The organism is Castellaniella denitrificans (genome assembly GCF_027214045.1).
In the GTDB taxonomy this organism is placed as follows: domain Bacteria; phylum Pseudomonadota; class Gammaproteobacteria; order Burkholderiales; family Burkholderiaceae_B; genus Castellaniella; species Castellaniella denitrificans_A.
Genome location: NZ_JAPWHE010000001.1, coordinates 174,860 through 190,804, shown reverse-complemented (window position 1 = coordinate 190,804; position 15,945 = coordinate 174,860). Strand labels below are relative to the sequence as shown.

The 15,945-nt window shown below is 66.0% G+C and carries 14 protein-coding genes and 1 tRNA gene; 8 read left to right on the top strand and 7 right to left on the bottom strand.

Annotated elements, in window-relative coordinates; translation table 11 throughout:
- Positions 1-28: 28 nt before the first annotated feature.
- Entirely contained in the window at positions 29-862 is an 834-nt protein-coding gene (locus O4H32_RS00990; RefSeq protein WP_269355865.1) for a formate/nitrite transporter family protein, read from the bottom strand.
- Positions 863-1,079: 217 nt separating this feature from the next.
- On the opposite strand from O4H32_RS00990, the gene O4H32_RS00985 reads away from it, so the two are divergent.
- Together O4H32_RS00985 and O4H32_RS00980 are read left to right on the top strand one after the other, a co-directional pair.
- Positions 1,080-1,415 (top strand): hypothetical protein, encoded by a 336-nt coding sequence (locus O4H32_RS00985; protein ID WP_269355864.1) that lies wholly within the window; start codon positions 1,080-1,082, stop codon positions 1,413-1,415.
- A gap of 277 nt (positions 1,416-1,692) precedes the next feature.
- Complete coding sequence (locus tag O4H32_RS00980) at positions 1,693-2,502, top strand: helix-turn-helix domain-containing protein (protein WP_269355863.1); 810 nt, start codon at positions 1,693-1,695, stop codon at positions 2,500-2,502.
- Between the two features lie 24 nt (positions 2,503-2,526).
- Here O4H32_RS00980 and O4H32_RS00975 read toward each other — a convergent pair whose 3' ends face one another.
- Complete coding sequence (locus tag O4H32_RS00975) at positions 2,527-3,885, bottom strand: alanine/glycine:cation symporter family protein (protein ID WP_269355861.1); 1,359 nt, start codon at positions 3,883-3,885, stop codon at positions 2,527-2,529.
- Positions 3,886-4,201: 316 nt separating this feature from the next.
- Between O4H32_RS00975 and hemE the strand changes: the two genes are divergently transcribed.
- The 3 genes from hemE to O4H32_RS00960 all read left to right on the top strand — a co-directional run bounded on the left by hemE (position 4,202) and on the right by O4H32_RS00960 (position 9,890).
- A complete protein-coding gene (gene hemE, locus O4H32_RS00970) occupies positions 4,202-5,272 on the top strand; it encodes a uroporphyrinogen decarboxylase (protein ID WP_269355859.1) in 1,071 nt (356 codons plus the stop codon).
- A gap of 304 nt (positions 5,273-5,576) precedes the next feature.
- Positions 5,577-7,694 carry a primosomal protein N' gene (locus O4H32_RS00965; RefSeq protein ID WP_269356931.1) on the top strand — a complete coding sequence of 706 codons (2,118 nt, stop codon included), beginning with the start codon at positions 5,577-5,579 and terminating at the stop codon, positions 7,692-7,694.
- A 3-nt stretch (positions 7,695-7,697) separates the two neighbouring features.
- Entirely contained in the window at positions 7,698-9,890 is a 2,193-nt protein-coding gene (locus tag O4H32_RS00960) for a UvrD-helicase domain-containing protein (RefSeq protein ID WP_269355857.1), read from the top strand.
- Here the strand turns inward: O4H32_RS00960 and O4H32_RS00955 are convergent, their stop codons facing one another.
- From O4H32_RS00955 to O4H32_RS00940, 4 genes are all read right to left on the bottom strand, one after another.
- Positions 9,891-10,121 (bottom strand): hypothetical protein, encoded by a 231-nt coding sequence (locus tag O4H32_RS00955; RefSeq protein WP_269355856.1) that lies wholly within the window; start codon positions 10,119-10,121, stop codon positions 9,891-9,893.
- A 174-nt stretch (positions 10,122-10,295) separates the two neighbouring features.
- Positions 10,296-11,036 carry an enoyl-CoA hydratase-related protein gene (locus tag O4H32_RS00950; RefSeq protein ID WP_269355854.1) on the bottom strand — a complete coding sequence of 247 codons (741 nt, stop codon included), beginning with the start codon at positions 11,034-11,036 and terminating at the stop codon, positions 10,296-10,298.
- A complete protein-coding gene (locus tag O4H32_RS00945; RefSeq protein ID WP_269355852.1) occupies positions 11,033-12,010 on the bottom strand; it encodes an NAD(P)H-dependent flavin oxidoreductase in 978 nt (325 codons plus the stop codon). The genes O4H32_RS00950 and O4H32_RS00945 overlap by 4 nt, the downstream gene beginning before the upstream one ends.
- A gap of 221 nt (positions 12,011-12,231) precedes the next feature.
- Positions 12,232-13,134, bottom strand: coding sequence for a c-type cytochrome (locus tag O4H32_RS00940; RefSeq protein ID WP_269355850.1), 903 nt, complete (start codon positions 13,132-13,134; stop codon positions 12,232-12,234).
- Positions 13,135-13,268: 134 nt separating this feature from the next.
- Here O4H32_RS00940 and O4H32_RS00935 point away from each other — a divergent pair.
- Positions 13,269-13,343, top strand: a tRNA-Arg gene (locus O4H32_RS00935).
- Positions 13,344-13,371: 28 nt separating this feature from the next.
- Here the strand turns inward: O4H32_RS00935 and O4H32_RS00930 are convergent.
- A complete protein-coding gene (locus O4H32_RS00930) occupies positions 13,372-14,337 on the bottom strand; it encodes a tyrosine-type recombinase/integrase (protein ID WP_407932588.1) in 966 nt (321 codons plus the stop codon).
- 577 nt (positions 14,338-14,914) lie between these two features.
- Here O4H32_RS00930 and O4H32_RS00925 point away from each other — a divergent pair.
- Both O4H32_RS00925 and O4H32_RS00920 read left to right on the top strand, forming a co-directional pair.
- Positions 14,915-15,151: a transcriptional regulator gene (locus tag O4H32_RS00925; RefSeq protein WP_269355847.1), complete on the top strand. Its 237-nt coding sequence runs from the start codon at positions 14,915-14,917 to the stop codon at positions 15,149-15,151.
- Between the two features lie 9 nt (positions 15,152-15,160).
- The gene (locus tag O4H32_RS00920; protein WP_269355846.1) at positions 15,161-15,859 is read left to right on the top strand and encodes a hypothetical protein; all 699 of its coding nucleotides are present in this window, start codon (positions 15,161-15,163) and stop codon (positions 15,857-15,859) included.
- Positions 15,860-15,945: the final 86 nt, after the last annotated feature.

The window sequence follows — 15,945 nt, the reverse complement described above, 5'->3', positions numbered from 1 at the left end:
CTCCGGTAATCTGGGGGGCTCATGGGGATCAGGGCCGTGCGGCAGAGGCGTCCAGCGCTGGCCGCGTGCCGGGCTCACGCTCGGCCGCCGGTGCGAGCATCGGCGCGGGCGAGGCCGCCCGGTAGGCGCCGGCGACGAAGACGGCGCCGCCGACGATGTTCCCCAGCGTCACCCAGGCCAGGTTCCAGGCCATGCCGCCCAGGCTCACGGTCTCGGGGTGGTTGCCTGCCAGGGCCAGCAGCAACAGGGTCATGTTCGCCACGCTGTGCTCGTAGCCGCTGGCGACAAAGGCCATCAGGCACCAGAAGATGACGATGCAGCGGGCGCTGTCGGAGGACACGCGGGCCGACATCCAGACCGCCAGGCACACCAGCCAGTTGCACAGCACGGCGCGGGCGAACAGGCTGGCGGCGCCGCCGTTCATCTTGTGCGCGGCGGCCGTCATCAGCAGGCCCTGCGGGTCTGTCAGCAGGCCGCCGCCCCCGCCCATGACGAACAGGCCCGCCAGCACGGCCGCGCCGCAGAGGTTGCCGATCCAGCTCACGCCCAGGACCGAGAAGGCTTCTGCCCAGCTGCCTTGGCCCTTGTAGCGGCGCAGGGTCATGACCATGGTGTGGCCGGTGAACAGTTCGGCGCCGGCGATGACGACCAGGATCAGCGCGATGCCGAAGGTGGCGCCCATGACGAGTGGGCGCAGGTCCGGCGGCACGTGGCTGCCCAGGCTGAAGATCAGGATGATGCCCAGGCCGATGTAGGCGCCGGCCAGCATGCAGCCCACGAAGAATCCGTGCGGCGCGCGGCGCAGCAGGTCGAGTTTTGCGTTGGCGGCTTTCACGAAGCCGTCGATGGTGTCGTCGTACATGGTGCTCTCCCTGGTGATGAAAGGACTTCATTCAGGAGTAAGCAATTCACGTGCCAACTTTTCCGGCCGGAATCGGACCGCCTGCCGCAAGGCGCGCTGCGCTTGGGCTGCGGTGCCTGGCGCCGCCGTGCGGCAGGCGTGCAGCGGCTCCTGCACGGGCCGGCCGCGAAGGTCGCCGGCGGGGCATGCCTGCATCAATGCGGTGCCGGGGTGCACCATGGATGGCCGTGCCAATCCCGTCCCTTTGAGCCTGCTGGGGGAGTTTCAGAAAGACGTCGCCGAGTTCTTGCGGGGAGCCTCCAGGGGCATCGATCCGTCCGAGGTGCTGGTTTCAATGGAAGACGGCTCGTTGGCCCTGGTGGCGACCGGACTGGGGGCGGCAACCACGTTATGGGCGGATCTGGCTCGGCCAGAAACGCAGGATGCATTGAGTCGATCCAAAACGGGCTGCCGTGATCGAACGCTGGCAGGCGTCTTCGCGGCAGAATCCCATGTATTTCTCGGCCATCGAATTTCCGACCCATCCCGTTCAATGTGCCTCATGGCCAGGTAGCGGGTGCTTTATGGAACGATCGTCTGTGCCTTCAACGAAGACGGTCAGCAGGGGCTGGATCTGGCGGCGGATTGAGAGCCGCCTTCGTCGAACAGGTCTTCCCCGGAATCCAGCGCCAGTTGTCTGGGGGCCCGGCCCGGCGAGCCCCTGCACGAGGATCGCTGACACGTGGCGGGATCGCGTCCGCCCTGGTGGGGAATACCGTCGTGGTTTTGCGACTGTCCGCCCGTCCGCCGTTTTCCTATCCTGTCTTTTCGATATGAACAGGGGAGACGACATGAGGGAACGACTGGATTGCGCCATTCTGGCGCCGGGCAGGGAAGACTGGGCGGCCGCCTTGCGCGGCCCGCATCTGGGCGGCCGGCTGGTGCTGCACACGCCGCTGCGGCCGTACGGCGCGGCGGCCGACGCGCTGGCCGATCCGGCCATGGCGCGGGGCCGCTACGACGCCGGGCTGCTGTACGTGGACGAATCCTCGATCCGCGAATGGCGCACGGCCCTGGCCGCTCTGGCGGGCCGTCCGCCGGCGGCGCTGCTGGTTTACGCGGTGGGCCTGAGGGCGCCCGCGGTGCGCGACCTGATGGCGCTGGGAGTGGCCGATTTCGTACGGCCGCCTTTCTGTCCGGATGAACTGCGCGCCCGGCTGGACCATGCCCTGAACCGGCTGGCGCCGGCCTGTATTTCCGAACATGTCCCGGCCTATGGCGCCGGTCGGCCGGCCCCGGGCTGCGGGCCGCTGCCGCCGCGTCCGCGCGCCCTGCGGGCGGGCTCGCCGGAACCCCCGGTCACCGAGTCCGAGATCGCGTTCTGCGACACCATCCTGGATCGTTCGGGCGGCGAACTGGAGGCCTACGCGGTGGCCGTGGCCATGCAGCGGGCCACCTCGCGGGAATCCTTTCGCGCCGCCAAATGCCAGGTGGTCGCCCGGTTCGAACGCGCCTACATCCGCGCCGCCCTGGGGCGTCACGCGGGCAACATCACCCTGGCGGCGCGCATGGCCCAGAAGCACCGGCGCGCGTTCTGGGCCTTGATGCGCAAGCACGACATCGATCCGGCGCCCTATCGGCGCGCGCCGGCCCCGGACTGAGGCGGCGCGCGCCGGCGGGCGGCATCAGGACCGCTGGCCGGCCTGGTCCTGGAAGTATTCCCGCGTCAGCTTCAGCACCAGCGGGCTCAGCAGGATCAGCGAGACCAGGTTGGGCAGCGCCATCAGGCCGTTCAGCGTATCGGCCAGCAGCCAGGCGAAATCCAGCTGGCTGACGGCGCCGAACGGAATCACGACGACCCAGATGATGCGGTAGGGCAGGGTCGATTTCGTGCCCAGCAGGAATTCCCAGCACTTTTCGCCGTAGTAGCTCCAGCCCAGGATGGTGGTGAAGGCGAACACCACCAGCGCCAGGGTCAGGATGGCCCCGCCGATGCCCGGCATGGACACCTCGAAGGCGCTGGCCGACAGCGCCGCGCCGCTGGCGCCGCTGCTCCAGACGCCGGAGCACACGATGGCCAGGCCGGTGATGCTGCAGATGATGATCGTGTCGATGAAGGTGCCCATCATGCCGATCAGGCCCGATTGCACCGCGTTGGTGGTGGTGCCCGCGGCCTGGGCGATCCCGGCCGAACCCAGGCCGGCCTCGTTGGAGAAGATCCCGCGCGCCACGCCGTAGCGGATGGCGGCCATGACGGCGGCGCCCGCGAAGCCGCCGGTGGCGGCGATGGGCGAGAAGGCGTGCGTGAAGACCAGATCCAGGGCTTCGGGGATGCGCTCGGCGTTGATGGCCAGCACGGCCAGGCCGGCCAGCACGTAGGCCACGCACATGAAGGGCACCAGGGACGCGGCGACCGCGCCGATGCGCTTGATGCCGCCCAGGATGACCAGGCCGATCAGCACCATGGTGACCACGCCCGTCACCCACAGCGGGACGGAGAAAGTGGACTCGAGGGCCAGGGCCATGCTGTTGACCTGGACCATGTTGCCGATGCCGAATCCGGCGAAGCCGCCGAAGATCGCGAACGCCACGCCCAGCCACAGCCATTTGCGGCCGAGGCCGTTCTTGATGGCGTACATGGGGCCGCCGGCGTGTTCGCCGCGGTCGTCCTTTTCACGGAAATGGACGGCCAGCACCACTTCGCAGTATTTGGTGGCCATGCCGACCAGGGCCGTGCACCACATCCAGAACAGGGCGCCCGGGCCGCCGACGGCGATGGCGGTGGCCACCCCGGCGATGTTGCCGGTGCCGACGGTGGCGGCCAGGCAGGTCATCAGCGCTTCGAACGGGCTGATTTCCCCGGTAGCCATGTCGCCCCGGTGGCGGCCGCGCCAGATCATCGCGAAGCCGGTGCCGATGCGCCGCAGCGGCATCAGCTTCAGGATCACCATCAGGAACAGGCCGGTCCCCAGGATGAGGACCAGCATCGGCGGCCCCCAGACCAGACCGTTGATCTGGTTGACGAGTTGATTCAGGGATTCCATGTCTGACACACCCTCCAATATGAAATTTTGGGAATGCTAACACCGTGGTTTCAGGCGAATGGCCTGAAATTCGGATGTAAACAGGGAAAAATTCTGTTGACGCATGAAAAATACCAAAAGCAAGGGTAAACCATGATGCCTGGACAGGGGCTTTCCGCCGGGCCGGCGCCTGCGACATCGTGGTTGCCGGCGCCTTGGACCGACCCGTTTCCCCAAGCCGGGTAAAATCCAGGCAACGTCCCCGCACGGACGACTTCCCGGATCCGTGGTGGACGTTCGTCTCACCGGATCCCGCGCCGTTCTCCTAGGATCCGCTGTGCCCGAACTGAAAAACGACACCTTCCTGCGCGCGCTGCTGCGCCAGCCCGTGCCCTGTACCCCGCTCTGGATGATGCGCCAGGCCGGGCGCTACCTGCCCGAATACAACCAGACCCGGTCGCAGGCCGGTTCCTTCATGGGGCTGGCCCAGAATCCGGAATACGCCTGCGAGGTCACGCTGCAGCCGCTGCGGCGCTTCGACCTGGACGCGGCCATCCTGTTTTCCGACATCCTGACCGTGCCCGACGCGATGGGGCTGGGGCTGCAATTCGTCGCGGGCGAAGGGCCGCGCTTCGAGCGCCCCTTGCGCGACGAGGCCGCGATCCAGGCACTGCAGGCTCCCGACCTGGAGCGCTTGCGCTACGTGTTCGACGCGGTGTCGCTGATCCGCCGGGAACTGGCCGGCTCGGTGCCGCTGATCGGGTTTTCCGGCAGTCCCTGGACCCTGGCCTGCTACATGGTCGAGGGTGCGGGCAGTTCCGACTACCGGCGGATCAAGACGCTGCTCTACAGCCGGCCCGACCTGCTGCATCGCATCCTGTCGGTCAACGCCCAGGCCGTGCAGGCCTACCTGAACGCACAGATCCAGGCGGGCGCCCAGGCCGTGATGGTGTTCGACAGCTGGGGCGGGGTGCTGGCCGACGGCCTGTTCCAGCAATTTTCCCTGGCCTACACCCGCCAGGTGCTGGACGGTCTGATCCGCGAACACGAGGGCCGTCGCGTGCCGGTCATCGTCTTCACCAAGGGCGGGGGACAGTGGATCGAGGACATCGCCGCCACGGGCTGCGATGCCGTGGGACTGGACTGGACGGCCAACCTGGCCGCGGCCCGCCGCCGCGTCGGCGACCGGGTCGCCCTCCAGGGCAACCTGGACCCCATGACCCTGTTCGGCGGCGAGGCCGCCATCCGCGCCGAAGTCCGGCGGGTGCTGGCCGATTTCGGCCCGGTGGGGTCCGGGGGGCACGTCTTCAACCTGGGTCACGGGATTTCCCAGTACACGCCGCCGGAGGCTGTCTCCGTCCTGGTGGACGAAGTCCATGCCGCCAGCCGCGCCTATCATGAATCATGACGCCCGCCAGACGGTGATTTACGCCATGTGGAGCCTGGAAAACGGGGCCCTGCGGCCTGTTTGATGTTCAGAACACCGGTGGGTGCGGGCTTCGGGGCTTTGTGCTTATGCACAAAAATCTCAGACATCAGGGTTTACGCGCATCACTGCAGACAGATTCTTGCTATGTTATGCAAGACATTGTTTTAAAAGCATAAATTGGTCTTTGTTGTGGGCCTTCGAGAGACTTGACCATTTGGACGGCTTGGTGTTGACCCCTCTGCACGGCGATTCTCCACAAAGTTATCCACAGACCGGGCGGGTCCTGGCGGGGGAAACCGTCTATCTGGCCGTGGCGCTGGATGTGCCCCTGCCCGGCCTGTTCGATTATTCCCATGACCGGCCCGTGGCGCCGGGGGTGCGCGTACGGGTGACGTTCGGCCGCCGGGCCATGGTGGGCATGGTGTGGGCCGTCCGCGAGGCGCCCGGCGTGTCGGCGGACCGGGTGCGGCCGATCGACGCCGTGCTGGACGACCTGCCGCCCATGCCGGCCGATTGGCTGCGTCTGGCGGAATTCGCCGCGCACTATTATCACCGGCCCCTGGGCGAGGTGCTGCTGCCGGTGCTGCCGCCGTCGCTGCGCAAGCCCGCCGCCTACACTGGCGCGCGCTCGGCGGGGGGGCCGGTGTGCCGCGCCGACCGGCGGCCCGGCGGCGCGCGCGCGCGCAAGCGCAAGGACGCCGCCCAGGCCGGGCCGGTCGATCCGGCGGCGGGCGCGGCCGGTGCCGCGCGGCTGGTGCCCGATCCGGCGCGGGACGATGAAGGCCCGGTTCTGACCGACGCGCAGGTCCGCGCCCTGGCGGGCCTGCGGGATCTGCTGGCGGCCGGGACCGGCGTGGCGCTGCTGCATGGCGTGACGGGCAGCGGCAAGACCGAACTCTATCTGCGCCTGGCGCGGGATGTGCTGGCGGCGGGCCGGCAAGTGTTGCTGCTGGTGCCGGAAATCAATCTGACGCCGCAACTGGAGCAGAGCGTGCGCGCGCGCCTGGGCGACCGGCTGGCGGTGATCCACAGTCGCCTGTCCGAAGGCGACCGTCTGCGCGCCTGGCTGCGGGCGTCGCGTGGCCAGGCCGACATCTTGCTGGGCACGCGCCTGGCGCTGTTCACCCCGCTGCCGCGTCCAGGCCTGATCGTGGTCGACGAGGAACACGACGCATCCTACAAACAGCAGGACGGTCTGCGCTATTCGGCGCGCGACCTGGCGGTGTGGCGCGGCCATGATCTGGGCATCCCGGTGGTGCTGGGGTCGGCGACGCCGTCCCTGGAGACCTGGCGCCATGCGCAGGAGGGCGACTACCGGCTGCTGTCGTTGCCGGAGCGCGCCCAGGCACAGCCGCTGCCCGAGATCCGTCTGGTGGACACGCGCCGCGCCCGGCTGGAACAAGGCTTCACGCCCCAGTTGCTGGACGCGCTGGAAAGCCGGCTGACGCAAGGTGGGCAGAGCCTGGTGTTCATCAACCGGCGCGGCTATGCGCCGGTGCTGCGCTGCGCGTCCTGCGCCTGGGTCAGCCAGTGCCGGCGCTGCACGGCGCACATGGTGCTGCATCGCCTGGGCGGCAGACACGTGCTGCAATGTCACCATTGTGGCGACGCCATGCCGGTGCCGCGCGCCTGCCCCGATTGCGGCGACCCCGACATCCAGCCCATGGGGCGGGGCACGCAGCGGGTCGAGGAATTCCTGGCTGAACGCTTTCCCGGCGCGCGCGTGCTGCGCATCGACGCCGACGCCACCCGCCTGAAAGGCAGCGCCGAAGCCTTGTTCGCCCGGGCGCACGCCGGCGAGGCCGACATCCTGGTGGGTACGCAGATGGTGTCCAAGGGGCACGATTTCGCGCGCCTGGGGCTGGTGGGCGTGCTGAACGCCGACGCCATGCTGTTTTCCCAGGACTTCCGCGCGCCGGAGCGGCTGTTCGCGCAACTGATGCAAGTGGCCGGCCGGGCCGGCCGGCGCCAGGGCGGCGCCCAGGTGATCGTGCAGACCGATTATCCCGAGCAGACGGTCTATCAGGCGCTGTTGCGGCACGATTACGAGCGCTTCGCCGCCCATGCCCTGGAAGAGCGACGGGACTTGGGCCTGCCGCCGTTCTCCAGCCAGGCGCTGCTGACGGCGCAGGCGGTCCGGGTGCGCGATGCGCTGGACTTCCTGGAAGCCGCCCGCGCCCGGGCGGGCGCGCTGCCCGAAGCCGCCGGCGTGCGGATCCATGATCCCGTGCCGTTGCGCATCGTGCGCGTGGCGCGGGTCGAGCGCGCCCAGTTGCTGTTCGAATCCGACGGACGCGGCGCGCTGCACCGGCTGTTGCGGGCGCTGCTGCCCGGCCTGGACGAACTGGCCCGGGGGGCCGTCCAGCACTGGGGGATCGAGATCGATCCCCAGGAGATCTGATCCGTGGGACCGGGATCCACCCTGCCGCAGGGCCTGAACGCCCGCCAGCGCGAGGCCGTGCTCTACCTGGACGGCCCATGCCTGGTGCTGGCCGGCGCGGGCAGCGGCAAAACCCGCGTCATCACCCAGAAAATGGCCTATCTGCTGCGCGAATGCGGCTATCAGGCCCGCCACGTGGTGGCGTTGACCTTTACCAACAAGGCGGCCCGCGAAATGAACGAACGGGTCCGCGCGCTGGTGGATCCCCGGCTGTTGCGCGGGCTGACGGTGGGGACTTTCCATTCTCTGGGACTGCGGTTTTTGCGCGAGGAATACGCCGGCGCGGGGCTGAAGCGCGGTTTTTCGATCCTCGATGCGACCGATGCCCAGGGCATCATCCAGGAACTGCTGGCCACGACCGACCGCGCCCGTCTGCGGTCGGTACAGCAGACGATCTCCCTCTGGAAGAACGCCCTGCTGGACCCGGACGGCGCGTCGCGGGTCGCGCAAGGCCCCGACGAGGCCGAGGCGGTGCGCGTCTACCGCAGCTACGAGGCGACTTTGCGCGCCTATCAGTCGGTGGATTTCGACGACCTGATCCGCCTGCCCGCGCGGATGCTGGCGGCCGACGAGTCCTTGCGCGCGCGCTGGCAGTCGCGGGTCCAGTACCTGCTGGTGGATGAATACCAGGACACCAACGTCTGCCAGTACCAGCTGGTGCGCATGCTGTGCGGGGACCGGGCCATGTTCACGGCGGTGGGCGACGATGATCAGGCGATCTATGCCTGGCGCGGCGCCACCGTGGAAAATCTGGCCCAGTTGGGGCGCGACTACCCGTCGCTGCGGCTGATCAAGCTGGAGCAGAATTACCGCTCCGTCCAGACCATCCTGGAGGCGGCCAACCGGGTGATCGGCCACAATCCCAAGACCTTCGACAAGACCCTGTGGTCGGAACTGGGGGCGGGCGAACCCATCGTGGTCACGCCCATGGATTCGGATCTGGCCGAGGCCGAGTCCATCGCCATGCGGCTGTCGGCGGCGCGTTTCGAACGCCAGGCCCAGTGGAAGGATTTCGCCGTGCTGTACCGGGGCAACCACCAGGCCCGGGTGATGGAGCAGGCCCTGCGCACGCTGCGGATTCCCTATACGGTGTCGGGCGGCCAGAGTTTCTTCGACAAGGCCGAGATCCGCGATGTGCTGGCCTGGCTGCGGTTGATCGCCAACGAGGACGAGGACCCGGCTTTCATCCGCGCGGCGACCACGCCCCGTCGCGGCATCGGCCAGGGCACCCTGCAGGCCCTTGGGACGGAAGCCGCCCGGCGTGGCGTGTCGCTGTACGCGGTGGCGGCCGACGTGTCCGAAGCCGTCCTGCCGGCACCCCGGCAGCGCGAGGCCGTGCGCGAATTCGTCCGGCTGGTGGATCATTTCCAGGCACGCGCGGCGCGGCGCGGTGGCGCGGTGCCGCCCCTGCCGGGGACGGACGTCCAGGGCGACCTGCTGGCCTTCGATCCGGATCCGCCTGCTTTTGACGTGGGCCCGGTGTCATCGGCAGGCGCGGTCGGGCCGGCCAGCGCCGGCCTGGCGGGCGCGGCGACGGGCATCGACGGCCTGCGCGGAGACGACGCGGGACGGGTGCTGGACGATCTGCTGGGGGCGATGAATTATGAGCGTCACCTGTACGACACGCTGGACGAGCGCCAGGCGCAGTCCCGCTGGACCAATGTGCTGGAATTGCTGGACTGGCTCAAGCGCAAGGCGGACGAGGATGACATGACCCTGCTGGAACTGGTCCAGCACGTCGCCCTGGTCACCATGCTGGAGCGTGCCGACGACGAGGAGCCCGACGCGGTCAAGCTGTCCACTCTGCACGCGTCCAAGGGGCTGGAATACCCCCACGTCTATCTGATCGGGGTCGAGGAAGGACTGTTGCCGCACCGGGGCGGCGACGAGGAGGGGGATGTGAGCGAGGCCGCCGTCGCGGCCCGGGCGCGGCGCATCGAGGAAGAGCGCCGGCTGATGTACGTGGGCATCACGCGCGCGCAGCGCACGCTGAGGATCAGTTGGTGCCGCAAGCGGCGGCGAGGGCGCGAAGACACGATCTGCGAGCCCTCGCGTTTCATCGCGGAAATGGGCCTGGGAGCCGAAGCGCCCGGCCCGGTCGGCGATACCGATCCGGACCGGACGCTGGACCGGCTCAAGGCCTTGCTGAAACGCTGATTACCAGGGCGCGCGGGTGTAGCGCATGTCGCGCGCGCGGGCTTCGGCCTGGGCGTTGATCACGTTGGCGATGAAGCGGCCGGTGGCGCGGGCGGCGCGGCCGAGCGCGCGGCCCGCCGTGCGGATGCCCTTGCCCACTTGCAGGGGCTGGTGCGTGGCGTCGAGCAGGGAGTGGCTGTAGGCGCGTTCGAGCGCGTCGGACAGCAGATTCGGGGTGTGCGTGGCTTGCATGACTGACTCCTGTTTCAGAAGCTTCAGATTTCAACAAGGCCAGTATAGGGTAAACCCTAATCGAAAGATAGGGGAAAACCCTAATCTTGTGTAAGCACCTGAAATCAGCCCCGGTTTATGTTCTGAAAAACAACAGACCCGGGCGCGCAGGCCGGCGCGGCCCGCGCCGGCGTTTCAGCTTGAGGTGGCCTTGCGATAAAAGAACTGCTGGAAAGCCGCCTGGGCCTCGGGCGATTTCAGGCGTTCGAAGAATACCGCCGCTTCGGCGTCCAGGACCTGGTGGACCTCGGCGCGGCCGGGTTCGCGCAGCAGGCGTTTGCTGGCGCGGACAGCCGGGGCGGGCTGTGCGGCCAGCGACCGGGCGCAGGCGCGCGCCGAGGCGAGCGGGTCATCGGCCACGCCGGTCAGCAACTGGCCGGCCAGCGCTTCCTCGGCTCCGAAGGGTTCGGCGCCCAGCAGCCACCGGGCAGCCCGGCGATCGCCGGCGATGCGCGGCAACAGCAGGCTGGACGCGCCTTCCGGGCACAGGCCCAGAGACACGAACGGCAGGCGGAACACTGCGTCGGCCGCGGCGTAGACGAAATCGCAGTGCAGCAGCAGCGTGACGCCCACGCCCACCGCCTGGCCCCGCACCGCCGCGATGACCGGCACGTTCACCGAGGCCAGGGCGTGCAGGAAGGCGATCGAGCCCACGTCGCGACTGTCCTGCGGCATCTGGAATTCCGCCAGATCGTTGCCGGCGGTGAAATGCCCTCCCGCGCCATGCAGGATCACCGCCGCGCAGGCGGGGTCCGCGTCGGCCTCGCGCAGGGCGCGTTCGATGTCGCGGTACATGGCGTCGGTCAGGGCGTTGCGCCGTTCGGGACGGTCGATGAGGATTTCCAGGACGGCGCCCTGGCGTTCGATGCGGATCATACGCGAACCTCCTCGACGAAACCGTCGCGCAGCGCCTGGGCGGCTTCGCGGTATTCGTCGCGCAGGCGGGCGACGATGTCGGCGGTGGGCAGCACGGCGTCGATGTTGCCCACCCCCTGGCCCGCGCCCCAGATGTCGCGCCAGGCTTTTTTGCTGTCGCCGCCGAAATTCGTGTCCTGGGCGGCGGGCAGATTGTCCGGGTCCAGTCCGATGTTGCGCACGCAGGGTTTCAGATAGTTGCCCGGGATGCCGGTGAAGTACGGGGTGTAGACGATGTCGGCGGCGGCCGTGTCGACGATCATCCGCTTGTATTCCGGCTGGGCATTGGCCTCGGTGCTGGCGATGAACCGCGTGCCGACGTAGGCGAAGTCGGCGCCCATCGCGCGCGCGGCCAGAACGTCCTGCCCCCGGCTGATGGCGCCCGACAGGCAGACCGGGCCGTCGAAGATGCGCCGGACTTCGCCCAGCAGGGCAAAGGGCGAGAGCGTGCCCGCGTGGCCGCCGGCGCCCGCGCACACCAGGATCAGGCCGTCGACGCCGGCTTCCAGCGCCTTCTGCGCATGGCGCAGCGTGGTCACATCGTGGAAGACCTTGCCGCCCCAGCCGTGGACCGCGTCCACGACCTGGTTGGGCGCGCGCAGGCTGGTGATGATCAGCGGCACGCGGTGTTCGGCGCAGACCTCCAGGTCGTGCTGCAGCCGGTCGTTGGACTGGTGGATGATGTGGTTGATGGCGTAGGGCGGGATCGGCCGGTCAGGGTCGGCGGCGCGCAGGGCCGACAGGCTGGTTTCGATCTGCGTGAGCCATTCGCCCAGCTTTTCCTGGGGACGCGCGTTGAGCGCCGGCATTGAGCCGATGATGCCGCTGGCGCATTGGGCGATCACCAGTTCCGGGTTCGAGACGATGAACATGGGCGCCGCCATGACGGGCAGCGTCATGGACTGGTGCAGTGCCGTGACGGTGGGGTGGGGCATGAGGATTTGTCTCCGCGTGGGGATGGGGCCGCCCGGATCGACCGGGCGGACGGGCCCCGGCTGGCCCGCCGGGTGGTGCCCCATTCTAAATCAAACAATCGTTTGAAAATAGATGGGTAGGGCACGGCCGGATACGCGGCGTCCGCACATGAAAAAACCCCGGCGCGGGCCGGGGTTGCGGGAGCCGATGGGCCGCGCCGATGGGCGGCCGGTGCCGGATCTTATTTCGCTGCGTCCACCATGTACTGAATGGCGGCCTTGAGCTCTTCGTCGGAGGCTTGCGAGCCGCCGCGTGGGGGCATGGCGTTCACGCCGTTGATCGCGTTCTTCAGCATGGTGTCCAGGCCCGTCTTGATGAACGGTTCCCAGGACGCCTTGTCGCCGAATTTGGGCGCGCCGGCCAGGCCGATGGAGTGGCAGGTGATGCAGACCGACTCGTAGAGTTTCTTGCCGACGGCATTGCCGGCGTCGGCCTGCGCGGCCGGCTTGGCCTCGGCCTGGGCGGCGGCGGCCGGTTTGGCTTCGGCAGGCTTGGCTTCGGCAGGCTTGGCCATGGCGGCCTGGGGTGCGGCGGCCGGCGCGGCGGCCGTTTCGGGCTTGGCGGCGTCGCCGGCGGCGGGTTCCTTGGGTTCGTCGAAATTGGCGCCCGAATGGTTGGTCATGTAGACCACGGCGCGTGCGACCTCGAAGTCGTCCAGCGAGGCGTTGCCGCCCTTCGGGGGCATGGCGTTGATGCCATGGATGGCGTTCTGGACCAGGCTTTCGTAGCCCAGCTTGATGTATTTCGCCCAGGCGTCCTTGTCGCCGAATTTCGGCGCCCCCGCCACGCCCGTGCCGTGGCAGGCCGAACAGGTGGACTGGAAGACCTGTTCGCCGGTCTTGAAGACTTTGGGCGCATCGGCGTCGACCAGCTTGAAGCCGGCCACGGGCTGGATGCGCCGGGCGATGGCTTCGCCCGATTGGCTGTCGGAACCGGCGCCCGTGCGGATGGACGCGCCCACCAGGTTGACCAGCAGGATGATGACCGCGATCGGGATCAGGAAGGCCAGGATGACGGTGACCAGCAACTGACGCGGGGTCTTGATGGCGCTTTCGTGTCCGTGGGCGTGTTCGGGGAGACTCATGATGGGATCCTGGTAATCGTTCGTGTTACAGGCTTCAACCGAAGATTATAGCGACTGGCCTGTGCGGCTGCATGGCGCGCATGGGCCATGCCAGCGCGGGCGGCGCAAACACGCTACAATGGCGTCCCCATGCTGCGCCTGTAGTTCAATGGATAGAATAGGAGTTTCCGAAGCTTCTGATACAGGTTCGATTCCTGTCGGGCGCGCCAGATAAATCAACGAGTTACGAAAACTCGTTTAGGTTGGAAAAGGAGTTGTTGAAGATACGGTAAGAAAAGTGTCCATCTTGGCTTTTTCTCGGGTGTTGGCGTCACCGTCGATCCAGCGGGAATAGACCTCAAAGAACATTTTGGCGTTTGCATGGCCCATTTGACGCGAGACATACGCCGGGTTCATTCCGGCATGCAGGCACAGTGTGGCATAGGTGTGTCTGGTCTGTCGTGCACCACGTTTCCGTATCCCAGCAGCTTTCAATGCGTCGTACCAAACTTGCAGCGGCGCGGCCGTATCGGCAAATTTCCTGCCTGTACTCGGGTTGAGAAACACCAGCCCAGTCTTCGATTCCGTCAATTCTCGTTGTCGTCGCAATGCGCAGAGGGCGAGCGTCTGCAGATCAACATGGCGGATTGCGTGAGTCTTGGTGTCTTTGTCCGTTGCCCGGACACGCGCAGCGGACACCCGCAACTGTTCTCGTCTGAAGTCAACAGATGGCCAGCGCGTGGCGATCATTTCCGAGGGGCGCAGGCCAGTGAAGAAAGCGACCTCGAAGTAGTTGCGCCACACCGGATGGTAGGCCGCAGCCAAGTGGTCCAGGACCGTCATGACCTCATCGACTTCAAGCGGATCTGGGCCAGGCGCTTGGTGCTTGCGCCAGAGGATATGAGTGGTGATGTCCTGTTTGACCTTGCGGGTTCGGAAAGCGTACTCAAAGACCCCCCGAGCAGGGATCATGATGTTGTTGAAGGTCTTGCCCGCCATGGGTGGCAGACGGGCCACGAACAACGCGAATTCCTCGTATTGGATGCTTGCGATCGGCTTGCGGCCGTAGGTCGGCAAAAAGTATCTGTCCAGCGCACGGCGGTATTCAGCAAGGGTCGTGGTGGATATCGTCGGAGCGACCAAGGCGAGCCAATCCTCAGCCACGGATGCAAACGACCGACGACCAGGGCTGACGCTGGCCGACGTGCTGCTAGAGTTCGTCATTGTGCGGTGGTCAAGAATAGTGACGCTTTGGGCAGCGCCCTAAATCAGGGCGTTATCCAAAGCGGCCGCAGCGTGCGGCCTTGTGATCCGGTGCCGCTGTCTACTGGAAGGCGGGCCGGTTGCTTTGATCACAGATGCCCCGCTTGTCGCTGTTCCCGGCAACCTCCCGGCTCGACGCGCTGGCATCTGCTGCAGTCTGTTCCTGCTGCCATAGTCCGATTACGTCGCCATCGTCTAACTGGCGCTTTAGCTGGAAAAGTCCCCCGTGCATGCTATCGTGCTGCGCCCCACTCTAGGGGCCGACAGTTGGACGGGTTTTTATCGGTTTTACTTCAACCCCGATACGCTACAGGTTGCCGCACAGACCAGCGCCGTGATCGGCTGCGGGTGCGGTATTCATCGGTTTCTGGTTTTCAAAGAGCTAGTGCTGTGGGTCAGCAAGTGATGATATTATAAGTCAATGACTAATAATCGTCAATAGCTCTTTTTTATTCGTTGTCCAGCCGTGGGCTGGGCAGCCCGAACAACGCAGGCCGCAGTATAGCAGGCTGCATAGAATTGAAACATATTTAGCAAAATGTCTGATTTCCAGCCCATTCGCGAGGCTTGCGCCCTTGTCGGCAGCGCCACTGCCCTAGCTGAAAAACTAGGTGTGACTGCCGTGACCGTGAGCGACTGGGCGATGAGCAAGCGCCCCGTGCCCATCATCCGCTGTGTCGAGATCGAAGAACTGACTGGTGGGGCCGTAACACGCAAGCAGCTGCGGCCGGACGACTGGTGGCAGATCTGGCCGGATTTGAGGGGGACAAATTGAATGAGTGGCATGGCCACTATGGACATAGTCCGCGTTCTTAGTTTAGCTGCACTTCCTTTTACACTTTATTTTGCATGGACCAAGATTGGCTGCAAAGTAGACGTGAAAGTTACGTATGGTGGCAACAGGCACTCTGCTTATGGCATCAAAGAGATTACGCTAATCAATAGGAAAGACAAATCCATAGCGATCTTTGAAGCATTTGCTGCTTCCTCTGATATGGTTCTCACGCTGAGAACATTTAGCCCACCTCTTGTTTTAAAGGCTTATGAGGCAGTGAATATTGAGGTGCAGGAAGCATCCGCCTATTACGTAGGCGATCAAGAAGTAGATTTGCTGAGCCAGATTGATGATTTGCAGTTAAACGTGTTTTTGGCGACTCCCTCAAAGTTGGTGAAATGCCGGCCCCACGATGTAAGTAGTGCAATAGGCTATGCAAGGAAGCACGGTCGAAAGCTTGTTTGTGTCAGCAGGCATACTTTCAATGGCCGTGTTTACAGCAAAAAGGTTAAATACGCCATATGCTGTACAGTCGATGGGGAGCATAAGACCTTTTTCATAGATTCTGGTGGCTTTATAGATTGGGGCTTCAGACCTAACGGTCTGCACGCGGACCAGCTGGTAAACGCCCAGGCCGTAAAGAATGCATTGGATAGCATCGGTGCGGATCAAATAATCGGGCCGTACATCGTAGAGGCGATGCCGTAGGCAAACTTCCAATAAGCGGTCTTCATCAACAGCATGTCAGATTTCCAACCGATCAGCGTAGCCAGCGATATGGGCGCAGTGCCAGC